The sequence below is a fragment of the Parabacteroides goldsteinii DSM 19448 = WAL 12034 genome (assembly GCF_000969835.1).
GTDB lineage: Bacteria > Bacteroidota > Bacteroidia > Bacteroidales > Tannerellaceae > Parabacteroides > Parabacteroides goldsteinii.
On the sequence record NZ_KQ033914.1, the window covers coordinates 99,877 to 124,776 of the forward strand.

The following is a 24,900-nucleotide window of genomic DNA, read 5'->3' on the forward strand; positions in this document are numbered from 1 at the left end:
TTGTTTTTATTCTTCTTCTTTAGGAACAAATTCATAAGCGCCTATATCCGGCCCGTTGTTTGTCAGTCGGTTTACGCCGTTACGATCGACCGGATATTTCTGGGAAACAAACAAATCGGCTTTGCCTACGCCGGGAGTTGTTTCTTTATCCGGACGGAAATCATACATATATTTATTCTTTTCTCCGCCGGTCATCCGGTACTCCATTTTACTCTCGTCTTTTCCTTTAATAAAAATGACATCGGTAAAGTTTTCACTACTGGTTTGATCCATCATTACGACGCAGTGATCGAAATGATATTTTAAATCGTTGTTTCTTAGGAGCATGGACTTGGTCCCAATATCGATTTTTATTTCTTTACCGGCACCTAGACTACCATCGATTATACAATTGTCGAAATTGGCTTGTAATAAATCATATGGCATGATCGCTTTATTTGAATTTGAATAATTGTCAAATAGTTGTAAGGTATGACTGGCTTCACCTTCTTTAGATTCCGAATGCCGGCTTTTGGCAGAGATGTAGTTTGCAAGTGTACAATGTGTAAAGCTATATTTGCCTCCATTTAATACAACAACGTCTACCGTAGCATTTGTGAACTCGCTGTTAGCGGCTTCCAGATTGCAGTTGGTTGCAGTCAATACATTCCCATCCATATTGGTGATCTGCGAATTGTTAATCTTCAATTTGGATTTTTCCGGATCAGAAGCCTTGCAGGTTATGCCGTTGTTTCCGTTTCTTACTATTACATTATTAAATATGTTGTCAAAACTTTCATTGTTGAATACAATTCCTTCCCATTGTCCCGGTGTGCGGTCGTAGGGTAGTATGTCGAGTATGAAATCGAGACGGTCACCGCGGAAGACTATCGGTTTATCCATGGTTCCGTTCGCAATGATCGTTCCGTCAACGATGATCTTTGCTTTGTCGTGCATATAGAAAGTGGTGCCTTCTTCGATATTAACTGTTACACCTTTGTCTATCATCAGGCTGTCATATATCAGATAAGGACGTTCGGCTGTCAGCTTGGTGTCTTCACTCAATGTCTGTCCGCCTTTTATCAGCTTGACATCCTGTCCGCATGCCTCCAGTAAAACTGTTTGTTTCACGCTGTTGTAGGTGAACACTATTGAATCCTGGATTAATAACGGTTGGTCTTTTCCATTCGGATTGACAGTGACTTCCACAAATATATACATGCTGTCTTTGGCTGCAATTCTGACATTGTCGAAGTTGTCACCTTTTCGTCCGTCCACGTTGATACGGAATCCGCTGGTAGCAGGCGAGGCTTGTATGATTCTCTCTATATTCAGCGGCTCACTGTTTTTGTTGTAAACCATGAATTGCTTTGTGGCTGAACCTATCGTGGTAAAGACGGTATCGAATGATAAGGTATCTGTCGAGAAACTCAACCGGTGATTCGGATTGGTCGAATAATTTTCGTCCAGCCCGTCGCATCCAGCCAACAGGTTGAGTAAAAGTGTACATATTATAAGCAACGGCGCTGTAATTCTTTTCATTTTCTCTAAATGTTAAAATGTATGCCTTTGTGTTCTTGTTTCTTTATAAACAAACGATTTATAAAGAATGTTTTCAGGCATTAACATAAAAAAAGAGGAAAAACACGATTAAAGTGTTAATCCTCTTCTTATAACGCAGAATATTTAATTTTATTTTGCCGGTACGCTTTTTAATAATTCTAAAAGATGAGCCCACCACAAACCGACGGTCTTAATTTCGATCCGTTCGTTCGGAGAGTGAACATCTCTTAAAGTCGGTCCGAAAGAAATCATATCCAGATTAGGATATTTTTCGAGGAACAGTCCGCATTCCAGTCCGGCATGGATAGCCATGATCTTGGCGTCCTTATTGAATAAACGTTTATATGTATCCTGTGCGACTTTCAAGATTTTGGAATCCGGATTAGGAGCCCATCCCGGATAACCGTCACCGTGGGTAACAATCGCTCCGGCCAGTTTAAATACGGAGGCTACCTGGTTGGCAATCATGTTTTTGCATGATTCGATGGAGCTACGCTGGCTGGTTCCGACAGTGATTATCAATTGTTCTGTTTCGGCTTCATGTCTCATTTTTACGGAAGCCAGGTTGGTAGAAGTTTCAACCAATCCCTCGATGTCATGGCTCATACCGATAACGCCATGAGGACAAGCATGCAAAGCCCAGATAACCTTTTCCATATCGAAATTAGACAGGCATAATTCCGGACGGTCGGTCGATTCCATGGTGATCTGTACGTTAGGATCGATATGTTTCAGTTCGTTTTCGATATCCGCCGTATAGTTATTGAGCAGTACACGAACCTGTTCTTTATCTTCCGAATAAAGTCCGATGACTGCATGCGCTTCACGGGCTATCGCATTGCGCAGATTACCCCCTTCAATCGAACACAAAGTGAAGTCTGCTTCATTGTTCAATAAATACAGGAAACGAACCAGGATTTTATTGGCATTACCCAGTCCCTTGTGTATTTCACCACCGGAATGTCCGCCGTTCAATCCTTTTACATCAATTTTGAAATATAACATATTGGGGTTGGTCGGGCGTTGTTCGCAATGGAACACGGCCTGTGTATCTTTTCCTCCGGCGCAGCCCATAAAGATTTCGCCTTCGTCTTCGCTGTCGAGGTTCAACAGGATATCTCCGGTCATGAAACCTTTTTCAAGAGCTTTAGCTCCGGTCAGGCCAGTTTCTTCGTCAACAGTGAACAGACATTCGATCGGTCCGTGTTCGATATCGTCGGAAGCCAGGATAGCCAGTTCGGCGGCAACACCGATACCATTGTCGGCTCCCAGCGTTGTTCCGTTGGCACGCAGCCAGTCTCCGTCTACAATTGTTTCGATCGGGTCGTTGTCGAAATCATGAACGGTTCCGTTGTTTTTCTCGCAAACCATATCCATGTGCGACTGAAGGATAACAACCGGCAGCTTTTCATATCCGGGTGTTGCAGGCTTCGACATCAGGATGTTTCCGGCTGCATCTTTCTTTATGGCGATTTTATACTCTTTTGCGAACGATTCCAGATACTGGATCATTTTGCCTTCCTTCTTTGAAGGACGGGGCACTTGTGTTACCTGGTGGAAAAACTTCCAGACGATTTCAGGCTTTAAGTCAGTAATCTTCATAATGTTACAATATATTATAGTTGTTACTATATAGTTAATAATGCAATCATTTCAGGAGTTATGTATGAAAAAAAGTAGAATTAAATACCAAAAAGATACTTTATAATCACTTAAACTCTTATATTTGCGTCCACAAATATAGAGAAAATGCTTACAACGATATTATTAACGGTCATAATTCTTGTTATTTGTGTTGTGTTACTTGCTGTAAAAGTGATATTCAAGAAGGGGGGAAGGTTCCCGAATACGCATGTCGGAGGTAACAGAGCACTGAGTAAAAAAGGTATCCATTGTGCCAAGACGCAAGACCGCGAACAGAAGAAGCAAAAGAATCTATATGATAGAGTAAAAGAAATAGAAGAATAAAATAAGGATTTAATTTACACTTTATGAAGAACATTAACTACGTAATTAATGGTGTGCTCGCGGTGGCTGTCGTGATATTGTTCATAATGCAATTTTCCGACAAGAAAGAATCAACAGTAACAAAAACATTTGCATCCGGAGAAGGTGATACAACAAACCTGCTTCCTATAGCCTATGTCAATGTAGATTCGCTTTTGCTTAATTATAATTATTTCAAGGATCTGAATGAACAGCTCCTGAAAAAAGAAGAAAATTCGCGTGCTAATGTAACACAGCAGGCACGTAATTTGCAGAATGAAGTTCAGGAATTCTATCGTAAAGCAGAAAATAATGCATTCCTAACTCGTGAAAGAGCTCAACAAGAGCAGGAACGTCTGATGAAGAAAGAACAAGAACTGAAAGACTTGGATGCTAAATTGTCACAGGATTTGTTAATGGAACGCCAGAAGCTGAACGAACAGCTTCGTGATACAGTAGTTTCAAAATTGAAAGTATATAATAAGGAAAAAGGATATCAGGTAATTTTCAGTAACACCGCAGAAGATAATATTTTGTTAGCCGGCGATGCTTACGATATCACAAACGAATTGATCGACTTGTTGAATAAGAGTTATTCCAGCGGAAAATAAGTAGTATCAAAAACGATATACAAAAAGCTGTTGCATTAAATGTAACAGCTTTTTTTGTATCATACCGTTTTATTTATTGTTATGCAGAGAGTAAACCCCATTACAATGGGAGTATTTCCCCATATAGAAGGGGAAAATTCCCCACATAATAAAATAGGGTGGGGAAATTTGATAGGATTATTTTTGTTGCTTTCCGGAAACGAATGATGAGTAGAGCAATAGTACGGCTGCAATTGTCAGGCAGATAATCCACTCTTTCATATCTTTGAACATCAATCCGGAGGCACAGATCATCAGGACAGAGGCTATTATGTTAAAACGGTGCAACCTGCGTTCGCGAAACTCCATATCTTTAGTAGGGAGCGTCAGGAAGCATACAGCCATACCGGCGGCTCCGACGGCAAACAGGTAAGGTGCCAGGAACCATTTGGTAAGGAAAAGGACTGCCCCGGCCAGTATCAGTAAACCGGCCATATTGAAAATGATTGTTCTTGCTTTTTGATTCATTATTTCTTTTTGATGATATAGACGTCTTCGTTCGGCTTCTTCATGAAATATTCTTCACGGGCGAAGCGTTCCAGACCTTCTTTGTCGGTACGAAGATCGTTCAGTTTCTTACTGTTTATCTCGATCTCTTTCTGATAATGTTTGATCTCTCTTTCCAGGCTGCGGATCTTTTCGTCGTATGTATACCGCTTATACAAATTGCTGTCGCCCACTGTAAAAGTGAGGATCAAAAATCCAATGATAACCAACCAGTAGGCATTTATCCTGGATAGATACTTGTTGTAAAAGTCTTTTATGCGTGACATGGAACTTCGTTTTTGCAAAGGTAAATGAATTATTTTGTATATCTTTGTGTTGTTAATAAAAAAGCAAAGAATGGACAATTATATTGTATCGGCAAGAAAATATCGCCCGTCTACCTTCCGTAGTGTTGTAGGGCAGAAGTCTCTTACCACTACACTAAAAAATGCAATACAAAGTAACAAACTTGCACATGCCTACCTTTTCTGCGGACCGCGTGGTGTCGGGAAGACTTCGTGTGCACGAATCTTTGCGAAGACAATAAACTGCCTGAACCCGGCAGCAGACGGCGAGGCTTGCAACGAATGTGAATCATGCCAGGCTTTCAATGAACAGCGTTCCTATAATATTCATGAACTGGATGCTGCCTCCAACAACTCGGTCGACGATATCCGTTCGTTGATCGACCAGGTGCGTATCCCGCCTGCAATCGGAAAATATAAGGTCTTCATCATCGATGAGGTTCATATGCTGAGTTCGGCTGCATTCAACGCTTTCCTAAAAACGTTGGAGGAGCCACCGCATCATGCTCTGTTTATTTTAGCGACAACCGAGAAGCATAAAGTACTTCCGACTATTCTGTCGCGTTGTCAGATATATGATTTCTCCCGCATCTCGATTGCCGATATGGTGGAACATCTGGAATATGTTGCCTCTCAAGAAAATGTGACTGCTGAGCCGGAAGCTTTGAACGTAATTGCCCAGAAAGCTGATGGCGGTATGCGTGATGCCCTGTCTATTTTCGACCAGGTAGTTAGTTTTACCAATGGCAATATTACTTATCAGGCTGTCATCGACAATCTGAATGTACTCGATTACGAATATTATTTCCGTCTTACGGATGCAATCCTGGCAGGAAATGTACGTTCGTCTATCCTGATCCTGAATGAAATATTGAGCAAAGGATTTGACGGGCAGAATATCATTACCGGGTTGGCCGCCCATTTCCGTGATTTGCTGGTTTGTAAGGATGAGGCAACTCTGATCTTGTTTGAAGTCGGAGCCTCGATCCGCGAAAGATATAAAGAGATGGCAAAACGCTGTCCGGATCAGTTGCTTTTTAAGGCGATCGAACTGGCCAATACCTGTGATCTGAATTATCGTGCCAGCCGTAACAAGCGCCTGCTGTTGGAACTGACGCTTATCCAGCTTTGCCAGTTGAGTAATGCAGGGCAGGCAGCCGACGATAAAAAAAAAGGAGTAATTGAACCTATCGCATCCGGTGCTCCTGGACAGCCTGTTTCTCAGGGTACACAGGCTTCACCACAGGGGCAACCTGTCCGTCAGCCTGTTCAATCATCCGGTTATCCCGGTTCACCGGCTTCACAGCAACCGGCTGATATGGGTAATAACAATGGTCGTGTAGTAACTTCGAATATGCCTTCTTCGGCAACAGTTATTCCGCAGCCTCCTGCTGCAACTCCTCCTAAACGTCCTTCCCGTCCGCAACATTTGGGTACGTCGCTGAAAGAAATCGGTGTGGAAAAACCGAAGAACCAGATGGGGCAACAGGAAAACCGGACAGTTCAGGAGATGGTCAACCAGTTCACGGAAGAAGACCTGGTACGTTGTTGGGATGCTTATGCGGCAAGCGGAATTATCGATAAGAAAGTTTATCTGAAGAATACGATGATCAACTGCAAGCCTGTTTTGCAGGAAAACTATTTCTTTGAAGTAGGTGTACATAATCCCGGTCAGCAGGATGAACTGAGTAATGGTTGTGTGGATTTATTGAATTATTTGCGTGCACAACTCAGAAATACGCGTATCCAGATGCGTGTCCGGATTATCGAAACGAACGAAAAGCATTTAGCCTATACGGCAACCGAGAAGTTCGAACATTTATTGACCGTAAATCCCGTCCTGGGAAAACTGAAAGACGAGTTCAATCTGACACTGGATTAATTCTTTCAACGGATGAAACAAGGGCGGTTTTCTGTTTAGACAAATATTATAACGTTTTTGATCAGCCTTTATCCGCTAAATATTTGTATTTTAGCGGATAAATAAAAAATGTTGATATGAGAATGAAGAATTGGCTCCTGTTTCTGATGATACCTGTGATTGGCACGGGTTGTGCGACAATGGATCCGACATCGCGTACGATAGTGGGTTCGCAGGTCGGCATGTTGGCGGGTACGGTTACCGGTGCAGTGATCGGGCATGCGGCCGGAGGATATCGCGGAGAGGCGATCGGTTCGTTTGTGGGATCGGTCGGAGGGACAGTTCTGGGTGCTGCCGCCGCTTCCTCTCAAAATCAACGTGACAGGAATACAGCGAGTGCCAGAGAGTATCAGGTCCCCTATCTGGTTATTGAGGATATTTATCTGGAAGACCGGAATAACAACCAGATCGTAGATGCAGGAGAAAGTTGCCGCATCTCGTTTATCTTATCGAATGAAGGGAGACAAACGGCTTACAATATTGAGCCTGTTATCAAGGTCGAACAGGGGGGCAAATATGTGAAACTTTCAAAACCTCTTGTTATCCGTCAGTTACCGCCGCATAAAAGAGTCAGTTATACTGTCACCTTGCATGCTTCTCCTAAATTGAAAGCCGGAGAAATAGTGCTGTCTGTCCGTTTGAAGTCTTCAGACGGTTATCTGACGGATAAGGAGACTTTTACATTGCCTGCTGGAAGATATTAGGCATTTATTTTTATAAGAAAACATCAGGCAATGATTATAGAACAAGGCACAACGCATCATCTTGACGAACTGGAGGTTCTTTATGACGGGTTGAATGACTATTTGTCTTCCACGGTAAACTATCCGGGATGGATAAAACATATATATCCTGTCAGGGAGACGGCCATGCAGGGGATTGATGAGAAATGCTTGTTTGTTGCCATTGAAAATGGAACTGTTGCCGGAAGTATTATATTGAATCATGAGCCGGAAAAGGCTTACAGTCAGGTTCGCTGGCTGGTTGAGGCGGAATATGCTGATATTCTGGTGATCCGGACGTTGGTTGTACATCCTTCATTTTTGAAACAGGAGGTGGCGACCCGATTGATGGAGTTTGCTAAACAATATGCGGTTAGTCACCGGATGAAATCGATCCGGTTGGACGTGTCAGTCGATAATACACCAGCTATTAGCCTTTATAAAAAACTCGGTTATCAATATATTGGGACTGTTGATCTGGGACTGCCTTATGAGCATTTGAAATGGTTCCAACTTTATGAATTGGTTTTATGACGCTTGTCCGATGAAAAAGTCAATACCCCGCTATACATTTTATAAGCACAAGTATGGTAGTGAGTTACTGGTGGATGTTGTTGAACTGAAAAACATCAAGAAGTTTCTGGATATCAATCCGGTGCATACGCTGACTTACTATGACATTACTTTTGTCACCGAAGGTTCTGGCTCTTTTTCAATTGATAACCAACAGTATGACGTCTGTCCCGGTGATGTGATTTTTTCAAAGCCGGGGGAGATACGTCATTGGGATAAAGATCATATTATAAATGGGTATGCACTTATTTTCGAGGAAGAGTTTCTTTCCTCTTTTTTCAAAGACGACCAGTTCGTTCAGCATCTCAGTTATTTTGATCCAGACAAAACTGCGGCAAAAATACATCTTTCGGAATCAGTTTCCGATCGTATCTTCCAACAGATATGTAATATTAGGGATGAGATCGGTCTGTCCTCCCGAAATGGTGACCATGTGTTGAGGGCACTGCTTTATGAGGTTCTTATGCTCCTTGACAGGGGATACAAGGAGGAAGAAGGGAAAACGGATATAGTGAAGGGGCGTAACCTTCATCTTACTAACTTTATCCGTTGGGTCGACAAGTCTTTTAAAGAACATCGTGCAGTCAGCTATTATGCTGATAAATTATGTATTACGCCGAATTACCTGAATGAAATGATTACGGCCTCCATGCAGGTCAGTGCCAAACAATATATTCATAACAAAGTGATGGGAGAGGCCAAAAGGATGCTGACCTATACTGATTTACCCGTCTCGGAAATAGCCGCCCGGCTGAACTATGATACTGTATCTTATTTTATCCGTTCATTTCGTCAACATGCCGGACAAACTCCATTGGCATACAGAAAAATGCACAAACCGTAAAAAGTGACATTTTCTCCCTGTTTACTGTTGCATCCGGGATAGCTTCATACTCTATTTTTGCCCTTATTATAAACGAATAACAGTTTAATTATGAGAGATCCGGAAAAGACGATAGGTAATATCGTTGACAAACAGACAGTTTCATTCCTCGGTTCGGTTGATGAGGAAGGTTTCCCTAATATCAAAGCAATGCTTCAACCTCGTAAGCGGGAAGGAATCCGTACATTTTATTTTACTACCAATACATCTTCCAGGCGTGTGGCTCAGTTCAGGGAGAATGACCGTTCCTGTATTTACTTTTGTGACCGGCGCTTTTTCAAAGGCGTGATGCTGAAAGGAACAATCGAAGTCCTGACCGACCCGGCAAGCAAAGAATTAATCTGGTTGCCGGGAGATACAATGTATTATAAAGAAGGTGTTACCGATCCGGATTATTGTGTGTTGAAATTCACCGCTTTTTCGGGAAGATATTATAGTGGGTTCAAATCCGAGGATTTTAGTGTTGAGTAGCCGTACGGATAAATTCACTTTGTTCCCCTGAATATGTCACTGTCAATTGATGCATTGCTCTGGTTACTGCCACATAAAGCATGCTTTTATCGATTTCCGAACAGTAATTTGTCTTATTGGTTTGGGGGATGATTACTTCATCGAACTCCAACCCTTTTGCCATATGGGAAGAAGTGACGATGGTGCCATTTATGAAAGCGGAACTTTGACTGGACAGGAAATATATGTTTTCGATTTGTTTTTGAAGTTTTTCTGCCATATCTTTTGCCTGTAATTCAGTTTTGCATACGATTCCCAATGATTTGTAATCTGATTCTCTGAATACAGAGACCAAATGAGCGATGGCGGATATTTCTTCTTCAGCATTTCCGAACCGGAGAATTTCCGGCTTTTTGCCATGACGTACAACCGGTATCAGTTCGTCATTAGAACGTATCTTTTGGGCAAAGCCGGTTATTTCGACGGTCGAACGATAACTTTTGCATAATTTCATGACCTCTCCTGCAGCAAATGCTTTGCGAATCATTTCGGCTGTTGATGAACCATAGGGATTTACCGATTGGCATGCATCGCCGAGAATAGTTTTCCGGCAGGGATAAAGTTTTTGAATTACCTTAAATTGGATGGGCGAATAGTCCTGCATTTCGTCTATCAGGAGATGTTTGATATGGGAATATGTCGTGTTTCCGTCCAACGACATGTGCAGGTAGGCTAACGGGGCAAGGTCTGCATATTCAAGGATATGGCCTTTACGCAGTTTAAACATTTCGGGTTTCCCGGTCCATTTGAAAAAGTCTTTATATACCTGGAGATCATTGTTTCCGCCGAACATCTTTTTTATCTCTTTTTTCAGCAGGTTCTTTTCTGACGTGGTTACGGATATGTTGTATTGGATTTTCATCATATCCAGTATGTAATCGGTCATTGTCTCAAACCGTTGTCGCATCGGATAACGGTTGAATCGTTTGAACTGTTCCTCGATGAAGCCGGCGGGAATGGTGATATGTCTGGTGAGCCGGACATCTGTAGCCTTGAAATAATTGTTTTCCATGTGGAGGATGAATTTGTCCAACAGGGAAATGAAATCGAACGATGCCTTGTATTGTATTCGTTCGATAAAATCCCGGGATGGTTTTTCCAGCAATTCGGTTACCTGGTCGAAGAAATTCCGGTATTTATATTTATTTTCGAGTAATTCCGAAAGGATTTGTTCCATACTGGTTTCAGGAACTGTCTCTTCTCCGAGTTCGGGTAGTACGTTGGATATGTAATCGGCAAAGACTTTATTGGGGGATATAATCAGAATATCCCTGGAAGAAATATTTCCTTTCAGGGTGTAAAGCAGATAAGCGATACGATGCAAGGCAATGGAGGTTTTACCGGAACCGGCTACTCCCTGTATGATAAGTACGGGAGCTTCTTCGTTACGGATAATTTGATTCTGCTCACGCTGGATAGTCGTTACGATATTCTTCATTTTGTCGTCGGCATTGGCACTGAGTTCTTTCTGTAGAATGTCGTCATGGACGGTGAGGGAACTTTCAATCATATATTCCATCTGGCCTTTACGGATGCGGTACTGGCGTTTGAGCGATATTTTGCCGTTGACTTCGCCGTTCGGGGAGGTGTAGGAGGCTTTGCCCAGTTCATGGTCGTAAAACATGCTTGAGACCGGGGCTCTCCAGTCGTATATCAGATTGGTCCTGCTTATGGAGTCGTAGAATGTGTGTATTCCAATATAAACAGGTATGGTTTGGCTGCCATCTTTCTCTTCTTTGAAATCTATCCGTCCGAAATAGGGAATATCGAGAATCCGGCCTAACCGTTTGCGTTTATCGATGACGTTTTCTCCCAATGCGAAATGGTTCAGGATACTTTCACGCATGGAACGAATCTCGTGTGGGTCTATGTCTTTGTTAGACCATAAATAATCCTTGTATTCTTGCAGGGTGTCTACATGGTCTTTAACTGATTTGTCGGTATTGTTAATCGTAGCGTGTATGATACTGAGTATCTTTTGTAAATATTCTTTTTCCTGTTTTTCTGTTTCGTTGAATACCATAGCTGTCTTGTTGTTATATTAAAATGATTGGAAAGGACGGACAAAGTTACATGAACCGACCTGTCTATTAAATAGTGATTTATAGCTATATTTCCGGCCTTTTTCATACTTTTGCGTGCACATTAAAAATACAAAAATGGATATTCTCGATATAGCACGGCTGAATCAGCAGCGGGCCTGGAAAGTAGTGGAGGACAGCGGCGTTATCCCCGCCTGGGAAAGTATAGGGGCTGAAATCAATCTGGTTGGTTCTTTAAGTACGGGGTTACTGATGACGCACCGGGATATTGATTTTCATATTTATACCTCTCCGTTGGAATTATCAGACAGTTTCCGGGCGATGGCAAAACTGGCGGAGAATCCGTCTGTCAAAAAAATAGAGTGTGCGAACTTGTTACATACGGTTGAAGAGTGCGTGGAGTGGCATGCCTGGTTTCAGGAACCGGAAGGTGAACTTTGGCAGATAGATATGATTCATATCCGGAAAGGTTCCCGATATGACGGTTATTTTGAAAAGGTAGCCAAGCGAATCGCTGCTGTTCTGACGGATGAAACAAGACGGGCTATCCTGCAACTGAAATTTGAAACACCCGCAACGGAAAAGGTCATGGGAGTGGAGTATTATCAGGCTGTTATTCGTGACGGTGTGCGGAGTTATGCCGAATTTGAGGAGTGGAGAAAACAATATCCGGTTACCGGTGTGGTGGAGTGGATGCCGTAAGCCGGTTTAACAGTCCAGATTCCAATCCGGCATTTATAGCTTCGATAGAGTTTTGGACCCCTAATTTGTGTAACAGGTTCTGACGATGGATATTCACCGTGTGGATACTGATGCATAGTTTATGAGCGATTTCCTTACTTAGCAGTCCTTCCTGGATAAGATGTAATATCTCCGTTTCCCGCGGAGTGAGAATCGGTTGCCGACGGGGCGGGAGGGAAGGGGAGAACATCTCTCCGTTCCTGAGGTTGAGGACGGTACAATCTACCCCATCTGTCTCTTCCTGGTTGGGTGAAATGTCCATATTCCCTAATATAAGCCATGCTTTTCCTGCTGCGTCCTGTTCCATTACCTGATGTTTACTGATGACACGTACGTATTGTTGACGGATGTTGCGGACACGGAAACTGTAAATATTGCAATAGTTGTTCCGTTCAGCGGCAGGGAGGCTGTAAATGAATTCTCCCAACCGGATTTGGAAAGCCTCCAGTTGCTGGCGATCGTCCGGATGGATACGTGATTCCAGATAGTCGCCCTGTTTTTCGAGAGTGGCAATTTTATGGCTGTCATATCCCAGCAAGTCGGAAAAGTTTGAGGAAGCGAAAGCATATCTGCATTTGTAGACATCGACAACGAAGGTACAGGTACGATTTATTTTCGCCATTTGCAGGAGCATGGCTTTGTCTCGTTCCCAAACGGCGTAATCGATGCCGGTAGCTGATAGGTTTTGCCTGGCCCATAATTCTTCGCGGGTGATATTGTCTGGCTTCATTGAAGTTCCCTCCATTTCTCCTGGGGATTTTCTTCTCCGTCAAAATAACCGGATTGAGCGGATTTATTGAATATCTCACCTGACGGAACAAGATATATTTTATCGGAATCCGGATATTCACAAATGTCATGTCCGATAAATGTCCTTATATCAAGGTATACGCAGGGTTCTGTCGTGTGATTGTATAATTGATGTGCTCCGGTTTCACCTTTTTCGAAAAAAATCAAATCTCCGCTGCTTACGGCTTCTAACCCTTTAGGTGTTCTTAAGGTGGCAGAGCCGGAGATAATCAAGAATAATTCTTCTGCGTATCGGTGGAAATGGTACGCAGAACAGTATTGTCCGGGATTCAGTTGACGCAAGTCGAAATTTAAATTTTCCGGTTCCACTCCTTTTTGGGTTCTGGAGATGTCTGTGAATAATTTGAAAGGCTCAATCCTGTTCGGATTTTCCTGAAAGTTTCTTTCGGTTGATTTTAAAATAGTAGCCATGATTTTGTCTTTTAGTGATTTTGTTTTTAAGAGAGTGAAGTTATTACAAATTTTCTCTATTCATGTAGCAAATATAGTTTGTAAAGCGTAATTTTACAGATATTTTACTCCAAATATTAATAACAGCGAAGGTATGGACTTTTTAGAACTAACAAAGAAACGCTTTTCAGCAAGAAATTATAAGTCGGATAAGGTCGAACAGGATAAGATAGATTATATTATTGAATGTGCCCGGTTAGCTCCTTCTGCGGTAAATTATCAACCGTGGCATTTCATGGTCGTAATCAGTGAAGAACAGAAAAAGAAGATACAGCAATGTTATAATAGAGAATGGTTTGCAAAAGCACCAGTCTATATCGTGGTATGTGCTGATAAATCGGAAGCCTGGGTACGTAAGTCTGATAATAAAAATCATGCAGACATCGACGCCGCCATTGCAACAGAACATATTTGTCTTGCTGCTACAGAAATGGGGTTAGGTAGTTGCTGGGTTTGTAACTTTGATTTGGATTTACTTAGAACAAACTTTCAATTACCTGCTGAAAAATATCCGGTAGCGATTATACCATTGGGATATATCGCAGAACAACCCGAACGTTTCTCAACTCGGAAGGAGAGGGGGGAAATAGTAACGGTGTATTAAATGGGGTACGTTGCGGCATAATAGATTGCCTTTGTTTCCTGATAAATAGAAAACAATTGAATTTATGATAATAAACAAAAGTAACATTGAATTAATGCCCCTTCGAAAGAAAACACTTTTTCCGTAAAAGCCTTATTGAGTAATGGATTCAAGAAAAAAAGGAGATGGAGATTATCGAAAAACATAACGTGAGGAAATGATTGATATGGACAGTGCCGGTATGACTCAGAACGTATTACTTAAATCTACCTTAATCGTTTTGATAACGAATTGATGGACGTAGTCCGAAGATCTACTCTAAGCCAATAATTCTCCACAAGCGCGTAAAAATAGTACCATGCTCAATTCTTCTTTGTAAGAAATCAATGGTCAAATCCAACTCTTCCAATAAACGAGGATGTTGCCCATCTACCTTTCCCCATTCGTTTTTTAAACCTTTTAATGTCCTTAAAGAAAATAGGAAATACCGTTTAAAATGTCTAAGTTCATAAATAATAGCAGCCTGCCTATCAATGTACATTGAATTTTTTTCATCGTCCGGTTGAACCAACTCTTTTATTAATTTATGATAGTTCTCAAATTCTTTTAAATTCTGTTCCCTTTTGCGAGAATCAAAATATTGACAAATAGCCCAAATAAAAGATGCTAACCCCAACAAAGTAGTTATGTCGTTCTGAATCATTTTATAATGAGATTAAAATAGCGAACAAATATACATCATTATTCTTGTATCTCATAGGCTATTTGTTTTTGGAAAATAACCACCTGTTTTTGGGGCACCTCTAAACTCGATTAATTCTTTATCATTCAGTGATTTTAGATACCGTTTAGTCATTCTTAGACTCTTAAATATTCTTTTCGATATCTCAATAGCATTTAACCCTTCTTCTTTTCTTATTAAATTTAATACATTTTGTTCATTCTCATTTACAGTGCCATTTACAGTGCCATTTACAGTGCCATTTACAGTGCCATTTACAGTGCCATTTACAGTGCCATTTACAGTGCCATTTACAGTGCCATCAATGTCACTATTGTTCTTTCTTTTGAACACTACCGTAAACATTCCATCCGTATGAAATTCAGGTTCAGAAAGATTAGCTTCTTTCATGGCATTCTGCATACGGGGAATGCCGGATGCCACCCTTTCAACCAAGTGCATACGGGTAAACAATCCAAATATTAATGGATTGCGCGTCATGCTCTTATGTCCGAAGTCTTTGGCTACGATAGGTAAAAGTCCTCCGGGATTGGAAACCTCTACACGGTCATCAAACATTTCTATCGTAATGGTTGCGCCTTGTTCGTAATAGTCACGGTGGGAGAGGGCATTGATAATGGCTTCTTTAAATACAGTAAGAGGTATTTCCCAAATTTCTTCTCTTGGTCCTGCTCCCTCTATTTTGTAAGCAACTTGCAGTTTGCTTTCCAGCCATGCCATAGCCTGCAAATATTGCTGGTATAGTGGACCGCCAAAGGTTTTATCATCTATGATATATACTTTAGTAGTTCCTTTGAAAAGAACGCATCTTGTCACAGCGTGTGGAAATTTCCGTTCAGGTTGTTTCCCAAAGAACATGGCGGAACCGTTTTATCGTCGATATTTACCGCATACATATCACAATGGAGAGCTGGAGAAATTTCACTGATAGAGCCTTGAATGGCTGAACGTTTGTCATTCTCCAAATCTGTACCAACAATCTGACCGTTATCATCTATCCCAATGAGCAAATATCCTCCGTCAGCATTAGCGAAAGCACAAATCTCTTCTGTCAGTTCACGAATCTTTGAGGGAACACGAACTTTGAACTCTACATTATAGCCTTCTCCGCTATTAATGAGCGACTGTATGGTATTAGTATTCAGCATTTATTTTAATCTTGTTACAAAAGTAATGATTTTGTTTGGCAAATGGGGTGTTAATTAGAAGTCTTTGGGGTAATTTTGTGTTCTCAAACTGTAAATATGATATTAGAGAACATTCTAATCAACGAAGTAGGTCTATCGTCCGATTTATATGGAAGGCTGATAGATACATGCGATAAAGTTTTTTTGAAGCGGAAAGACTATTTATTGCATCAGGGACAAATCTGTAGATTTATAGGCTTTGTGGAATCGGGAGTTTTACGCTCTTACATAGAAAAGGAAGGAGACGATTATATCAGTGACTTTTATTTTGAAGGTTCATTTATCACATCTTATAGAAGTTTTCTAACTAAAGAGGCAAGTGTAGGAAGCATACAGGCATTGGAAGACTCGGTTATATATTGTTTATCTAAAACTAATTATGACCAATTACTACAAGCCTCGAATGAGTGGTATAAATTGGGAAAATATATAGCAGACACTCTCTTTATTAAAAAATGCAGGAAAGAGACATCATTACTTATGGATAATGCTTTAGACAGATATAAATTACTTCTACAAACTTATCCTAATATAGAACAACATGTATCACAATATCATATAGCATCATATCTTGGAATAAAACCTGAATCCTTGAGCCGTCTTAAATCTCTTAACATAGGTCAATGAAATAAGCTCTTGCTCTGTCCTATCTTTGCAGCAAACAAATCTATCATGAATAAGATAGCAGTATTCATTGTATTAATCATTTTAAATTGTTGCACAAGTATGGAAAAGAATAACGTAGCAAGAACCAATCTTCTTTCTATCCAATTGAAGGAAAAGCAAGGTTTATCAAAAGTCGAAATTAAAAGAGTCGTTATTCCGCAAAGTGGAAAGGCTGAGTATCATTTACATCCTTGCTCAGTTGTGGGGCATGTTGTTTCAGGTACTTTATCGTTCCAGGTTGAAGGAGAAAAAGCTCAATTGCTAACAGGTGGAGAAGCATTTTACGAACCTAAGAATAAGCCGATACTGCATTTTGATAATGCATCAGATTCCGAATCTTTAGTGTTCATTGCATACTATTTAATCGAAGAGTGTGAGGATTTAATAGTGTTATTACCTGAAAAGTAAGCTCTCTTCGGATAATAATTGTTTATTTTGCAATAAATACTCGTTATTATGCCTGAAAGTATTTCGCAATTCTATAAAAGGATACAGCTTCGTCCTTCTCAACCGGATGCTATTTATTCTAAGGAGAAACCCTACTTTAATATTTTCTCCCGGTAATGTAATTTTGGAACAGTGGAATTCAGTTACAGAGTGTTTTATTCGGGAGGGAATTGAGCCTTAAAAAAATCCTCCCCGAATTACACACCTTGAAACCGCAGAATTCGGTGTATTTTTCCTATTGGATATAAAAGGAAAACCCCTGAACTCGCTTTGAATTCAGGGGTTTGCTTCATTTTTCTTCTTTAATAAGTGGTGCCACCAGCAATATTAAAGTTAAATTATCATCAATCGGCTTAAATCGCAATCAATATTAATATGTTGATAATAAAGCATATTAAACTATTTTGAATTTAGTCGGATAGCAGGAAATTCAAGAAAGATAGTGACTATTATAGTGACTATTCAGGAAAAGTCACTAACTTTGCAGTGTCAGATTCATAAGGGAATCAGACCTCGATTTATATGGCAAAATCTCTTTCCCGGTTCTTCATCCGCAAGCAGGACGAGAAGAACGAAATAGCCACTCTTTTCTTTAGGGTGCAGAACAAGAAACATAAGGTTGACACTCTCTTCTCGTCTCAGATCCGCGTAAATGTGGCTGAATGGAGAGAGGCGTTATCGTGTCCTGAAAAATGGATGCGTCACCAACGTGCGAATTTCAATCTGCATGATTCCCTCAACAGGATTGAGCTTGTTGTAAAGTCCGAGGTCGAAGGTATGTCTTTCGACAAATCTCATGTCGAAGCGGAAATCCTTTCCATCGCCAATCCCAAGAAAGCAGAGGCAATAATGAAAGCCAAACGCGAGGAGGAAGAGCGTCAGCAAGAGGAACTGCGGATCAAGGCAGAGCAGGAACGACTGATAAAGGAAGGCATCGATGCTGAGCGTGCAAAAATATGGAATTTCCTTAACCGCTTCTGTGAAGAGATAAAGAGCGGTGCCAGACTGAACGGACATAACAGATATGCACCGGGGACAGTCAAGGCATGGTTCAGTTTTCGGAAACTCTATGACATGTTCGACAAAAAGCACCGTTTCACATGGTATCAGGTTGACCGTGCTTTCGTCACCAAGTTCCTTGCTTTTATGGAGAAGAACGATTACATGGTATCGGCGCAGAACAAGTATCTTGTCGATCTCCGCGCCATTGTCAATTACGCCTACCTTGACGGCATCCACAACAACGACCGCGCCATGCAATATTTCTCCAAGAAGAAAATCGAGGATGGAGACAAGGCGATAGAAATTTACCTTACCGAAGCCGAGTTGCAGGCATTATACGAGATGCCATTGTCCGGCAAGCAGGATGAGGTGCGCGACATATTTCTTGTGGGTTGCTACACCTGCCAGCGAGTGAGCGATTACAATGACATCGACAAAAATTGTTTCACAACAACCGCAAAGGGAACGCCCGTCATACGACTCGTCCAGAAGAAAACGCGCAACGAGGTAAAGATTCCGATAATGAATCCCAACCTCAGGGCTATCTGTGAGAAATACGCCTACAATCTTCCTTCGGTGGTTGATGTGATACTCAACCGTTACATAAAGGATATTCTGAGAAAGCTGTCTGAGACTATTCCGACACTCGGAAAGATGGTTACGACCAAGCTCACGATGAAGCAGAAAAAATTGGTAGAAGATGGCAAACTCGTTGTTGAGCGTAACGACAAAGGTGAGGTAGTGATGCCCCGTTATGCCTGTGTCACCACCCACACAGCTCGACGCAGTGGAATCACCAATATGTACCTCACCCACAAATACACCATCGTTCAGATGATGCACGTCAGCGGACATAAGACCCAAAAGACATTTATGGACTATATCAAGCTCTCATCTGATGAAATAGCCGATGAGATAGACGCCATCGCCAATCCGACAAAAGCGGATGTTTTCTGACACTTAAATCCTCACAGATAGCTTACTATCCAAAATAAATTGTAATTTTGCTATATGAACGACCTTACAGCATCAAATATCGAGCGGCAAAACGTGTTGAACAACCGCTATGCTCTCCAGACCATCCAAGAAAACTTGGCTGTCGATGGCCTGCGGTATCACGATGAACTGCTATTTACCACGAAGATGGTTGCAGATTTCTATGGTGTTGATGAACGAACGATTAAACGTTATATACAAGATCATGGTGACGAACTTCGTGCTAATGGATATTTTTTAAGTCAAGGTAAAGAGCTGAAAGATATTAAGATACAAATTGGTGATGACATAAATGTCCCTACCAAAACGACCATTATGTCGTTCTTTACATTCCGGGCATTCCTGAACATCGGAATGCTTCTCACGGAGAGCGAAAGGGCCAAACAACTCCGCACTCGCATACTTGATATTGTAATTGCAACAATCAACGGTCGTGCCGGAGGTGGCACCAAGTATATCAACTGGCGTGACCGTGATTATCTTCCAACAGCGATAAAGAGCGAGAATTATCGCAAGAACTTCACTCAAGCTGTCGGCAAGTATGTGGATGGGCTTCCCACCTATAAGTACGAGCAGATAACCGACTTGATATATAAAGCAGTGTTCCGGGAAAATGCAAAGGAATATCGCGTTGTCCTTCGTCTGCAAAACGAGGAGAACGTGCGTCACACGCTCTATGCCGAAGTTCTACTATGCATATCCTCATTTGAGAATGGCGTGGCTCATCAGATAGAGAAGCGATATTCTGAGAACGGGAACAAATTGTTGACCATCGAAGAGGTAAAGGCAATCATTGATGATTTGGCTGCTGCTCCTATGATGGAGCCGTTCATCAATGATGCAAGATCGAAGATGGCATCTCGTGATGTTGCGTTCCGCGATGCTTGGCACGTAAATCTGGCAGAGTACCTTCGTGCGGTTACTCCCGACGAGTTCGACAAGTTTATAGGCGATGCGTCGATAGACTTCGACAATATTCTTGAAGCCAACCGCGAAGTCCTAAAACGTCTAAAGCAAGCCGAGGATGAATGAGGGACTGAAATACATCGACTACGATGAGGCGTTGGTGGTTTACAGCAAGACTGTGGCAGCCAGCGGTGGCGGTCTGCAAGGCGTAAAGGATGAAGGAGGAATCCGCAAGGTACTTGATTTCGTGCAGAACGACCTGTATTATCCGACATTCGTAGAAAAGCTGACATATCTTGTCTTCGGCTTATGCACTGGGCATTATTTCGAAGACTCTAACAAGCGAGTGGCATTGACAATCGGTGTATGGTTTCTCGTGCATAACGGCTACTATTGGCACGCCTACAACTTTATGCAGTGCATGGAGGCAATCATTTACCACGTTGCCGCCGGACGCATTGACAAAGACCTGCTCCAACGCATCATCACCTGTTACATGGCAAACGAGGACTACCCCGAATCCCTCAAACTCGAAATAATCCACGCTATTGAGAATAAAGGAATAGGTATTAATGAATAAATTGTATCATGAACAGTTTTTGGACATCTCCAACATTTAATCTTCTTTCGATATTAGTTACAATCGTTGCGATTGTATTTATCGGATTGAAATATGGGACATCGCTTAAAGATAAACGGTTGCATTTAGGTTATATATGCGGTGTTTGTATATTTCTTATTGTTGAGCTCGCAACGTATATATGCATACAAAGTGACCACTCGGCAGATATCGTATCATACATTTCCTTTGCTTCAACTCTTTCGTCATTAATCCTTTCCGTAGTCGCAATAATTTATGCAATCGTGTCTAACAATAAAGGTGAAGTACAATATGGCAAGATTGACACCGCATCTTCAAAAATAACCGACTCCCTTTCTGAATTTTCAAAAAAATCAGATGAATTGACGCAAGGTCTATCAGATGTTTTAGATCGCCTATCTGAAGTTAGAAGTATTTCAATTGAGACGCGAGAACAGGTTAGCAGAATGAATAGTGATGAATTTAGAAATCCGAAGGATTCACAATCAAACATCACACAGAATCTTCCACAATCATCAACAACTACTGATAATGTAAATAGCGAAAAGTCAGAGTCTGCAGAACACAATGATGAAAATATAGATGAGAAAATAAATAAAGCTTCTCAAGATACGATTGATAGAGTTGTCTTTAATTTTGTGAATGCCGGATCCTTTATTGGAAATCTCGCATTATTGGCGTGTATATATTCTCATGACACAAACAAACCATTTAATGCTTCGGATATCTTTCCTCCATCAAATCAAGATTATGAGATGTATATTTTTGGTTATATAATAGCTTCTTCTGCCTTAGGTGTTGTTTATGCTCAAAATATAAATGGAAGATTTCAAGTGATAAATTATTATGCCCTTATAAAACTCATATTAGAGCGAAATATTCAAGCCTATTTAACTCGCCCAAATGATCCGGCGCAACCTTACAATAAGGAAGCTTACGATTTTATGCGAAGCTATTTTGGTTTGGCAGAAAACAAGTAGGATATTTTTTATTTACCGAATCTTATCTAAATTCACTGCAATACAAAAGAATCTGTATACTCCTTTACCATCACAAGCATACAGATTCTTTCTAATTTTACCAAGTAATCACTTTATCAACGATTTCTTGTTGCTCGGTAGAGCTGCGGTGCAGGTAGATGCGTGTGGTTTCGATGCTTTCGTGTTCCATAAGGTCGGCAAGGAGAGAGATGTTGTTGAACTTTTCGAGAAAGTTCTTGGTGAAGTGATGTCGCAATGATAGATGTTCCGGAGCATCCACATTAGAAAATTCAATCCAGACTTCCAACGGAATGGGAATCAGATTAGACAATCCTAGGACTGAGAAGAAGATCGAATTCGTATCGAATTTTATCATCCATTAAGGCTGATGCAGAAAAAGCATGGCGGAAAATGTCGCCTCAATCCAAAGGAGAGAGAGGCTGATGAATTTCTAACGACACACTTATTTCTCCTTAAAAATGGCAAATTGTGATGTCTGCCAAACCATACAGTCTTTCCCCTCATGTCGTGATTCATACAATCGCTAAAGAAGCAGAGAAAAACGGCATAAGTGCATTAATCGCAGTAGCCCGCTACAAGCACGAAACTCGCTGCTACAACATTCGTGGCTATCGGTCACCTAAAATTACAGGGTTATAAAACTGCGACAAGCTGTCGCAGATATAATAAGCGATTTAAGAAATTCAAAAGAGGGTGAATTCTAAGTCCTCTCCAAACAATATCTATAAAATCTTACCCAAGTTTACGAACATTAACGTATCCTTGGGTAAGTTCGTATATAGACATAATTACTCTTCAGAAGTGTATAGCTACTTCCTAAATCTAAGATGTTTTCGAAATTAAGGGCCTTTTTATTATACGACTAATGTTACAAATGGAGTCTGTCTTCGTATCACAGCAAAAGACCTTGCTATGATTTTGGCTCTTACAGCATTGATTACAGATGCTTTATGTTTCCCCTCCGCTATTTTCCTTTTATAATATGCTTTCATCTGCGGATCCCAAGAGATGGCAGTAATAGCTGCCCGGGTAAGGTACACTTTTACTTCTTTGTTAGCCAATGGAGAAGTCTGCGTTTTTCCCCGTATGGAAATACCTGAAGTATGTTCAAAGGGAGCAACCCCGCAATAACAAGCAAACTTCCTTGGGTTGTCAAATCTTTGAAAATTGTTAGTAACACACAGTAATACAATGGCATTGATTATCCCTACACCTTTTATACTTCTTAATAACAAGTAGTTTGTGCAAAGAGAACAACTAGCGGCTATTAGTTGCTCCATAGCCTCTTCCACCTGCAGGATCTTTTCTTTTATCGACTTGAGCTGCTCTTCCAAAAAAGAAATGGAGTCTGTCACATCAGCCAACTTGGCCATCTGGGAGAATGTTTCCAATAACTTTATGCTTGATACTTTTTGCTTGACCAAATTGTCACGTATAATAATCCATCCCCGCAGTCTCACCAAGTCTTTGTCAGGCAATTTGTATAACTCTAGTTTTCGATAGTGTAATACCGCATAGTTCGCTATTCTTTTAGCGTCAATGCGGTCATTTTTGCCTCGTTGCAAGCCTATGGACTTCTTGATGGTCAACGGGCAAACCAAAGCTAGGGAAAAACCCATAGAGGCACTGGAAACAGATAACTCTGTGACATAACTTCCCATGTTTTCAGCACAGAACAAGAGTTTGGATAAAGAGAGATGATAACCTGCTATCCAATCTAATAAAGATTGGATCCCTTCTGAAGTGTTATCAAAAGACTTGTGAGACAACTCTTTTTCGTCCGCAGACATTAAGGATGCATCGAAAGTTTTTTTCCCTACATCAAGACCTACAAAATGAGAATAATTCATAACTTTGTATTTACAGTATTAAACATGAAGGAGAAACAGCTAATACATTTATTAGGTCGTGAGCCTACAATTCTAACTGGCTAGGTTCTCCAATTAAGAGAGTTGCAGTCTGATTCAGCCCATAGTCATTTAAGACTAGTGTCAAAGTTAGTTCACTGCAACTCTTCTTTTCAAATATACACTTATATTTTTATTAGGATATTTAATACTGCAAATGTAAATGTGTCAAAACTCCTTTTTTGAAAAAATCACCCCTGCTACAGCTATCTGTGACAGGGGTAAATCTTTCTATTTGGGTATTAATTTGTGCATCTTAACTATATTGAATAGGCTCCAGTATAATGACTAGATGCTTTTTTATCCTATGTGGCAACAGACGTATAAAGGTTAACAACCCCTATAAATAGATGCTCTATCTTACAAACATCAGTAGCATTATTAGGAGCAAGCCTATGGTGTTTATTATTCCAAGAATTTTGATCATGTTGGCAGTTTTTCTTACGCCATCGACTTTTACGTCAAGCATATTCATTCTAGAATCGAGGTTCGTCAACACGTTTTTGACACTATTGTGAATTTGCTCTTCAGTGGATTTTTGTTGCTTCTGTAAATCGCTAACCACATCCAAGGAATGCTGAAGACTTTTAATGCCAGAATCTTGTTCTGCATGTAAAGATTTCAGTTCATCAGATATCTGGTTGAGAATCCGGGTATGATTATATCCTGTGGATTTAAGTCCTTCGGAAATCTTGCTAAGAACAACATCTTGCTCTTTTTGAGAATCATTGAGTTGAGATTCCAATGTTGATATATCCGCTTTAAGCGATGTTACAGATTCTGTCGCCTTTATTAGCGCAACATGAATCTTTGACAGCTCCGTTATGCTCGATCTAAAATCCGAGTTGTTTTTTTCGTAGGTCGCTGATAGGGCAACAGTCTCAGTCGAGAATTTATTCCTGACTTCAGTAATTTTTTCGGCGAACCGTACAATAACGTTATTGCATTGGTCTACAAACGAATCATGTACGTTTAATAATTGAGCTTTTATAATCTCAACTGATTTATTCGCTTCGTCCGACAAGGATGTTTGTCCCTCATCAAGTGCATTTGATATTGAGTTGAGAGAGCTAACTACTTTATGAAACTCAGCAACGAATGATCGTATTTCCTGCTGAACTTCTTTATACGATTGTGTAGTCTGCTCTACGAGAAGTCTTGCCGAGGCAACTTCTTGCAGTTCAGATTCAAGGCGAGAAAGACTCGCCAGTATTTCCTGTGGGGTCATATGTGGTTTATCT

25 protein-coding genes and 3 pseudogenes are annotated in these 24,900 nt (G+C 40.9%); 16 read left to right on the forward strand and 12 right to left on the reverse strand.

Going from position 1 to position 24,900, the window contains the following annotated elements:
- Window positions 1-6: 6 nt before the first annotated feature.
- Both HMPREF1535_RS22975 and HMPREF1535_RS22980 read right to left on the reverse strand, forming a co-directional pair.
- Complete coding sequence (locus HMPREF1535_RS22975; RefSeq protein ID WP_010800385.1) at window positions 7-1,521, reverse strand: hypothetical protein; 1,515 nt, start codon at window positions 1,519-1,521, stop codon at window positions 7-9.
- 150 nt (window positions 1,522-1,671) lie between these two features.
- Window positions 1,672-3,144 (reverse strand): aminoacyl-histidine dipeptidase, encoded by a 1,473-nt coding sequence (locus HMPREF1535_RS22980; protein ID WP_007653881.1) that lies wholly within the window; start codon window positions 3,142-3,144, stop codon window positions 1,672-1,674.
- A gap of 147 nt (window positions 3,145-3,291) precedes the next feature.
- Between HMPREF1535_RS22980 and HMPREF1535_RS22985 the strand changes: the two genes are divergently transcribed.
- Window positions 3,292-3,510 (forward strand): hypothetical protein, encoded by a 219-nt coding sequence (locus HMPREF1535_RS22985; RefSeq protein ID WP_010800383.1) that lies wholly within the window; start codon window positions 3,292-3,294, stop codon window positions 3,508-3,510.
- 23 nt (window positions 3,511-3,533) lie between these two features.
- Entirely contained in the window at window positions 3,534-4,139 is a 606-nt protein-coding gene (locus HMPREF1535_RS22990) for an OmpH/Skp family outer membrane protein (protein WP_010800382.1), read from the forward strand.
- Between the two features lie 177 nt (window positions 4,140-4,316).
- Here the strand turns inward: HMPREF1535_RS22990 and HMPREF1535_RS22995 are convergent, their stop codons facing one another.
- Together HMPREF1535_RS22995 and HMPREF1535_RS23000 are read right to left on the reverse strand one after the other, a co-directional pair.
- Window positions 4,317-4,646: a hypothetical protein gene (locus HMPREF1535_RS22995; protein ID WP_046147743.1), complete on the reverse strand. Its 330-nt coding sequence runs from the start codon at window positions 4,644-4,646 to the stop codon at window positions 4,317-4,319.
- Complete coding sequence (locus tag HMPREF1535_RS23000; RefSeq protein WP_007653878.1) at window positions 4,646-4,951, reverse strand: FtsB family cell division protein; 306 nt, start codon at window positions 4,949-4,951, stop codon at window positions 4,646-4,648. Before HMPREF1535_RS23000 ends, HMPREF1535_RS22995 begins: the two co-directional genes overlap by 1 nt.
- Before the next feature lie 70 nt (window positions 4,952-5,021).
- Here HMPREF1535_RS23000 and HMPREF1535_RS23005 point away from each other — a divergent pair, with 70 nt between their 5' ends.
- From HMPREF1535_RS23005 to HMPREF1535_RS23025, 5 genes are all read left to right on the forward strand, one after another.
- On the forward strand, window positions 5,022-6,851 hold the full coding sequence (locus tag HMPREF1535_RS23005; RefSeq protein ID WP_046147744.1) for a DNA polymerase III subunit gamma/tau: 1,830 nt from the start codon (window positions 5,022-5,024) through the stop codon (window positions 6,849-6,851).
- Window positions 6,852-6,967: 116 nt separating this feature from the next.
- Window positions 6,968-7,594 (forward strand): glycine zipper family protein, encoded by a 627-nt coding sequence (locus HMPREF1535_RS23010; protein ID WP_010800380.1) that lies wholly within the window; start codon window positions 6,968-6,970, stop codon window positions 7,592-7,594.
- A gap of 30 nt (window positions 7,595-7,624) precedes the next feature.
- Window positions 7,625-8,146: a GNAT family N-acetyltransferase gene (locus tag HMPREF1535_RS23015; RefSeq protein ID WP_007653870.1), complete on the forward strand. Its 522-nt coding sequence runs from the start codon at window positions 7,625-7,627 to the stop codon at window positions 8,144-8,146.
- A gap of 10 nt (window positions 8,147-8,156) precedes the next feature.
- Window positions 8,157-9,029: an AraC family transcriptional regulator gene (locus HMPREF1535_RS23020; protein ID WP_173012334.1), complete on the forward strand. Its 873-nt coding sequence runs from the start codon at window positions 8,157-8,159 to the stop codon at window positions 9,027-9,029.
- Window positions 9,030-9,119: 90 nt separating this feature from the next.
- Window positions 9,120-9,539 (forward strand): pyridoxamine 5'-phosphate oxidase family protein, encoded by a 420-nt coding sequence (locus HMPREF1535_RS23025; RefSeq protein ID WP_007653865.1) that lies wholly within the window; start codon window positions 9,120-9,122, stop codon window positions 9,537-9,539.
- Here HMPREF1535_RS23025 and HMPREF1535_RS23030 read toward each other — a convergent pair.
- On the reverse strand, window positions 9,526-11,601 hold the full coding sequence (locus HMPREF1535_RS23030; protein ID WP_046147745.1) for a HelD family protein: 2,076 nt from the start codon (window positions 11,599-11,601) through the stop codon (window positions 9,526-9,528). The genes HMPREF1535_RS23025 and HMPREF1535_RS23030 overlap by 14 nt on opposite strands.
- A 136-nt stretch (window positions 11,602-11,737) precedes the next feature.
- On the opposite strand from HMPREF1535_RS23030, the gene HMPREF1535_RS23035 reads away from it, so the two are divergent.
- Window positions 11,738-12,322 (forward strand): hypothetical protein, encoded by a 585-nt coding sequence (locus HMPREF1535_RS23035; protein WP_046147746.1) that lies wholly within the window; start codon window positions 11,738-11,740, stop codon window positions 12,320-12,322.
- On the opposite strand, the gene HMPREF1535_RS23040 is transcribed toward HMPREF1535_RS23035, so the two are convergent.
- Window positions 12,294-13,091, reverse strand: coding sequence for a LuxR C-terminal-related transcriptional regulator (locus HMPREF1535_RS23040; RefSeq protein ID WP_173012333.1), 798 nt, complete (start codon window positions 13,089-13,091; stop codon window positions 12,294-12,296). The genes HMPREF1535_RS23035 and HMPREF1535_RS23040 overlap by 29 nt on opposite strands.
- Window positions 13,088-13,582 (reverse strand): cupin domain-containing protein, encoded by a 495-nt coding sequence (locus HMPREF1535_RS23045; RefSeq protein WP_010800377.1) that lies wholly within the window; start codon window positions 13,580-13,582, stop codon window positions 13,088-13,090. Before HMPREF1535_RS23045 ends, HMPREF1535_RS23040 begins: the two co-directional genes overlap by 4 nt.
- Before the next feature lie 133 nt (window positions 13,583-13,715).
- Here HMPREF1535_RS23045 and HMPREF1535_RS23050 point away from each other — a divergent pair, with 133 nt between their 5' ends.
- A complete protein-coding gene (locus tag HMPREF1535_RS23050) occupies window positions 13,716-14,225 on the forward strand; it encodes a nitroreductase family protein (protein ID WP_046147747.1) in 510 nt (169 codons plus the stop codon).
- Window positions 14,226-14,517: 292 nt separating this feature from the next.
- Here the strand turns inward: HMPREF1535_RS23050 and HMPREF1535_RS23055 are convergent, their stop codons facing one another.
- Together HMPREF1535_RS23055 and HMPREF1535_RS23060 are read right to left on the reverse strand one after the other, a co-directional pair.
- Window positions 14,518-14,907: a hypothetical protein gene (locus HMPREF1535_RS23055; protein ID WP_046147748.1), complete on the reverse strand. Its 390-nt coding sequence runs from the start codon at window positions 14,905-14,907 to the stop codon at window positions 14,518-14,520.
- Window positions 14,908-14,958: 51 nt separating this feature from the next.
- Window positions 14,959-16,094 (reverse strand): annotated as a pseudogene (locus tag HMPREF1535_RS23060) (ATP-binding protein).
- Window positions 16,095-16,190: 96 nt separating this feature from the next.
- On the opposite strand from HMPREF1535_RS23060, the gene HMPREF1535_RS23065 reads away from it, so the two are divergent.
- The 7 genes and pseudogenes from HMPREF1535_RS23065 (at window position 16,191) to HMPREF1535_RS23090 (ending at window position 21,731) form a co-directional block, all read left to right on the forward strand.
- Complete coding sequence (locus HMPREF1535_RS23065; RefSeq protein WP_010800375.1) at window positions 16,191-16,760, forward strand: Crp/Fnr family transcriptional regulator; 570 nt, start codon at window positions 16,191-16,193, stop codon at window positions 16,758-16,760.
- A 45-nt stretch (window positions 16,761-16,805) separates the two neighbouring features.
- Window positions 16,806-17,207 carry a cupin domain-containing protein gene (locus tag HMPREF1535_RS23070; RefSeq protein WP_235438505.1) on the forward strand — a complete coding sequence of 134 codons (402 nt, stop codon included), beginning with the start codon at window positions 16,806-16,808 and terminating at the stop codon, window positions 17,205-17,207.
- A 48-nt stretch (window positions 17,208-17,255) separates the two neighbouring features.
- Window positions 17,256-17,360: pseudogene (locus tag HMPREF1535_RS26360) on the forward strand (AraC family transcriptional regulator); the annotation flags it as partial.
- 408 nt (window positions 17,361-17,768) lie between these two features.
- Entirely contained in the window at window positions 17,769-19,205 is a 1,437-nt protein-coding gene (locus HMPREF1535_RS23075; RefSeq protein WP_046147749.1) for a phage integrase SAM-like domain-containing protein, read from the forward strand.
- 54 nt (window positions 19,206-19,259) lie between these two features.
- The gene (locus tag HMPREF1535_RS23080) at window positions 19,260-20,276 is read left to right on the forward strand and encodes a DNA-binding protein (protein WP_046147750.1); all 1,017 of its coding nucleotides are present in this window, start codon (window positions 19,260-19,262) and stop codon (window positions 20,274-20,276) included.
- Window positions 20,269-20,730 carry a Fic family protein gene (locus tag HMPREF1535_RS23085; RefSeq protein WP_046147751.1) on the forward strand — a complete coding sequence of 154 codons (462 nt, stop codon included), beginning with the start codon at window positions 20,269-20,271 and terminating at the stop codon, window positions 20,728-20,730. Before HMPREF1535_RS23080 ends, HMPREF1535_RS23085 begins: the two co-directional genes overlap by 8 nt.
- An 8-nt stretch (window positions 20,731-20,738) precedes the next feature.
- The gene (locus HMPREF1535_RS23090) at window positions 20,739-21,731 is read left to right on the forward strand and encodes a hypothetical protein (RefSeq protein WP_046147752.1); all 993 of its coding nucleotides are present in this window, start codon (window positions 20,739-20,741) and stop codon (window positions 21,729-21,731) included.
- A gap of 97 nt (window positions 21,732-21,828) precedes the next feature.
- Here HMPREF1535_RS23090 and HMPREF1535_RS25580 read toward each other — a convergent pair.
- From HMPREF1535_RS25580 to HMPREF1535_RS23105, 3 genes and pseudogenes are all read right to left on the reverse strand, one after another.
- Window positions 21,829-21,990, reverse strand: a pseudogene (locus HMPREF1535_RS25580) (tyrosine-type recombinase/integrase); the annotation flags it as partial.
- A 616-nt stretch (window positions 21,991-22,606) separates the two neighbouring features.
- Complete coding sequence (locus tag HMPREF1535_RS23100; protein WP_046145281.1) at window positions 22,607-23,602, reverse strand: IS110 family RNA-guided transposase; 996 nt, start codon at window positions 23,600-23,602, stop codon at window positions 22,607-22,609.
- 412 nt (window positions 23,603-24,014) lie between these two features.
- Window positions 24,015-24,887 carry a coiled-coil domain-containing protein gene (locus HMPREF1535_RS23105; protein WP_129699265.1) on the reverse strand — a complete coding sequence of 291 codons (873 nt, stop codon included), beginning with the start codon at window positions 24,885-24,887 and terminating at the stop codon, window positions 24,015-24,017.
- Between the last annotated feature and the right edge of the window lie 13 nt (window positions 24,888-24,900).

Bases quoted from the DNA above. Each gene is read 5' to 3' on its own strand.
- HMPREF1535_RS22975 (WP_010800385.1), bottom strand. From the start codon at position 1,521: ATGAAAAGAATTACAGCGCCGTTGCTTATAATATGTACACTTTTACTC.
- HMPREF1535_RS22980 (WP_007653881.1), bottom strand. From the start codon at position 3,144: ATGAAGATTACTGACTTAAAGCCTGAAATCGTCTGGAAGTTTTTCCAC.
- HMPREF1535_RS22985 (WP_010800383.1), top strand. From the start codon at position 3,292: ATGCTTACAACGATATTATTAACGGTCATAATTCTTGTTATTTGTGTT.
- HMPREF1535_RS22990 (WP_010800382.1), top strand. From the start codon at position 3,534: ATGAAGAACATTAACTACGTAATTAATGGTGTGCTCGCGGTGGCTGTC.
- HMPREF1535_RS22995 (WP_046147743.1), bottom strand. From the start codon at position 4,646: ATGAATCAAAAAGCAAGAACAATCATTTTCAATATGGCCGGTTTACTG.
- HMPREF1535_RS23000 (WP_007653878.1), bottom strand. From the start codon at position 4,951: ATGTCACGCATAAAAGACTTTTACAACAAGTATCTATCCAGGATAAAT.
- HMPREF1535_RS23005 (WP_046147744.1), top strand. From the start codon at position 5,022: ATGGACAATTATATTGTATCGGCAAGAAAATATCGCCCGTCTACCTTC.
- HMPREF1535_RS23010 (WP_010800380.1), top strand. From the start codon at position 6,968: ATGAGAATGAAGAATTGGCTCCTGTTTCTGATGATACCTGTGATTGGC.
- HMPREF1535_RS23015 (WP_007653870.1), top strand. From the start codon at position 7,625: ATGATTATAGAACAAGGCACAACGCATCATCTTGACGAACTGGAGGTT.
- HMPREF1535_RS23020 (WP_173012334.1), top strand. From the start codon at position 8,157: ATGAAAAAGTCAATACCCCGCTATACATTTTATAAGCACAAGTATGGT.
- HMPREF1535_RS23025 (WP_007653865.1), top strand. From the start codon at position 9,120: ATGAGAGATCCGGAAAAGACGATAGGTAATATCGTTGACAAACAGACA.
- HMPREF1535_RS23030 (WP_046147745.1), bottom strand. From the start codon at position 11,601: ATGGTATTCAACGAAACAGAAAAACAGGAAAAAGAATATTTACAAAAG.
- HMPREF1535_RS23035 (WP_046147746.1), top strand. From the start codon at position 11,738: ATGGATATTCTCGATATAGCACGGCTGAATCAGCAGCGGGCCTGGAAA.
- HMPREF1535_RS23040 (WP_173012333.1), bottom strand. From the start codon at position 13,091: ATGAAGCCAGACAATATCACCCGCGAAGAATTATGGGCCAGGCAAAAC.
- HMPREF1535_RS23045 (WP_010800377.1), bottom strand. From the start codon at position 13,582: ATGGCTACTATTTTAAAATCAACCGAAAGAAACTTTCAGGAAAATCCG.
- HMPREF1535_RS23050 (WP_046147747.1), top strand. From the start codon at position 13,716: ATGGACTTTTTAGAACTAACAAAGAAACGCTTTTCAGCAAGAAATTAT.
- HMPREF1535_RS23055 (WP_046147748.1), bottom strand. From the start codon at position 14,907: ATGATTCAGAACGACATAACTACTTTGTTGGGGTTAGCATCTTTTATT.
- HMPREF1535_RS23065 (WP_010800375.1), top strand. From the start codon at position 16,191: ATGATATTAGAGAACATTCTAATCAACGAAGTAGGTCTATCGTCCGAT.
- HMPREF1535_RS23070 (WP_235438505.1), top strand. From the start codon at position 16,806: ATGAATAAGATAGCAGTATTCATTGTATTAATCATTTTAAATTGTTGC.
- HMPREF1535_RS23075 (WP_046147749.1), top strand. From the start codon at position 17,769: ATGGCAAAATCTCTTTCCCGGTTCTTCATCCGCAAGCAGGACGAGAAG.
- HMPREF1535_RS23080 (WP_046147750.1), top strand. From the start codon at position 19,260: ATGAACGACCTTACAGCATCAAATATCGAGCGGCAAAACGTGTTGAAC.
- HMPREF1535_RS23085 (WP_046147751.1), top strand. From the start codon at position 20,269: ATGAATGAGGGACTGAAATACATCGACTACGATGAGGCGTTGGTGGTT.
- HMPREF1535_RS23090 (WP_046147752.1), top strand. From the start codon at position 20,739: ATGAACAGTTTTTGGACATCTCCAACATTTAATCTTCTTTCGATATTA.
- HMPREF1535_RS23100 (WP_046145281.1), bottom strand. From the start codon at position 23,602: ATGAATTATTCTCATTTTGTAGGTCTTGATGTAGGGAAAAAAACTTTC.
- HMPREF1535_RS23105 (WP_129699265.1), bottom strand. From the start codon at position 24,887: ATGACCCCACAGGAAATACTGGCGAGTCTTTCTCGCCTTGAATCTGAA.